This is a genomic window from Ruegeria intermedia (genome assembly GCF_900129345.1).
Taxonomy (GTDB): domain Bacteria; phylum Pseudomonadota; class Alphaproteobacteria; order Rhodobacterales; family Rhodobacteraceae; genus Ruegeria; species Ruegeria intermedia.
Map to the genome: position 1 here is coordinate 1 of NZ_FQVK01000072.1, position 1,413 is coordinate 1,413.

Here is a 1,413-nt window from a genome sequence, read left to right on the forward strand (position 1 = left end):
CGCTGCGTAGTCTCCAATTAACGCAGCAGTGGCGGGCCTGCGGGGTTTGGGATTGGCATTAGGCCCGGTTCTTGAAGCGCCAGCTTTCGTTGCCGGTCTCGACGATTTCGCAGTGGTGCGTAAGGCGGTCGAGCAAGGCGGTGGTCATCTTTGCGTCGCCGAAGACGCTCGGCCATTCTCCGAAGGCCAGGTTGGTAGTGACGATGATCGAGGTTCGTTCGTAGAGTTTGCTGATCAGGTGGAACAGGAGCTGTCCCCCGGTCTGTGCGAAGGGCAGATAACCCAATTCGTCGAGGATCAGGAAGTCGAGCCGGGAGATCAGATCAGCGGTTCGGCCCTGTCGTTCTGCGCGGGCTTCTGCGTCCAACTTGTTCACCAGATCGACCACATTGAAGAATCTTCCGCGACGGCCGTTTCGGATACAGGCGCGCGCAATACTGACGGAAAGATGGGTCTTGCCGGTGCCAGTTCCGCCCCTCTCGGGACATTGCTGCGCAATGCCCTGCCGGGCAGTGGATCAGCACAAGGTTGCGTTGATGGTCCAGAAAGTCACCGCCAGCCAGGTCACGGATCAGGGTTTCGTTGACTTCGGCCGCCTCAAAATCGAACTCTTCCAGTTCCTTGGCCAAGGGCAGTTTGGCAATGGTCATCTGGTATTTGACGGATCGCGCCTGCTTCTCCCGGATCTCGGCGGTTAGAAGGTCACCGATGATCTTCTGGGGCTCGTGCTGACGTTTGACGGCGGTGGTCAAAACTTCATCATAAGCGGCGCGCATCCCGTAGAGCTTCAGCTTCCCCATCGCGTCTATTACGTCTGATCGTTCCATCTGCCTGTCTCCTCAAGCTGTCATATCGGTTGCAGTCGGCAATAGGCTCACAGGCCAATTGCAGGGCATCCGGGGTGGTGATGGTCAAGGGTGGTGGTGGTTCGCGGTGCCGAGCCAGGATGTTCAGCACGACTCCCGCGGAATGGACGTTGTGAGACAGAGCCTCGGCGCAGGCGGCTTCAACGGCATCAATGCCATCCGTCAGCACGGCGCTCAGGATGTCGACCATTTGCCGATCACCGCCAGGCTGGCGTTCCAGCTTGCGCCGAACGCGGCGGATTGCAATCGGCAATTCCCAATTCTTGAATGGTGCCCCGTTGCGAAGGGCACCGGGTTTACGTGCCAGAACAGGTATATAATGCAGAGGATCATAGACGGTTTGGTTGCGCCCGAACGCCCGAGTGTGACTGCCGACAATTCGGCCATTTTGCCAGCATTCCAGCCGGTCAGCATAAGCCCTGATCTCGACTGGCCGCCCTACGGCACAGGCATTGACTGAGTAACGGTTCTTGTCAAACCGAACGAGACACGTCTTGGACACAGAGGCCGGCACCGCATGGAAGCCGTCGAATGGGCCGACATAAGG

General features: G+C 58.5%; 1 protein-coding gene and 1 pseudogene. Both read right to left on the reverse strand.

Features of this window, described 5'->3' with window-relative positions; translation table 11 throughout:
- Positions 1-58: 58 nt before the first annotated feature.
- A pseudogene (gene istB, locus F3H26_RS19230) lies at positions 59-827 on the reverse strand (IS21-like element helper ATPase IstB).
- On the reverse strand, positions 760-1,413 hold a 654-nt coding region (locus F3H26_RS19235; RefSeq protein WP_449421238.1), incomplete at its 5' end, for a Mu transposase domain-containing protein. The pseudogene istB and the gene F3H26_RS19235, both read right to left, overlap by 68 nt.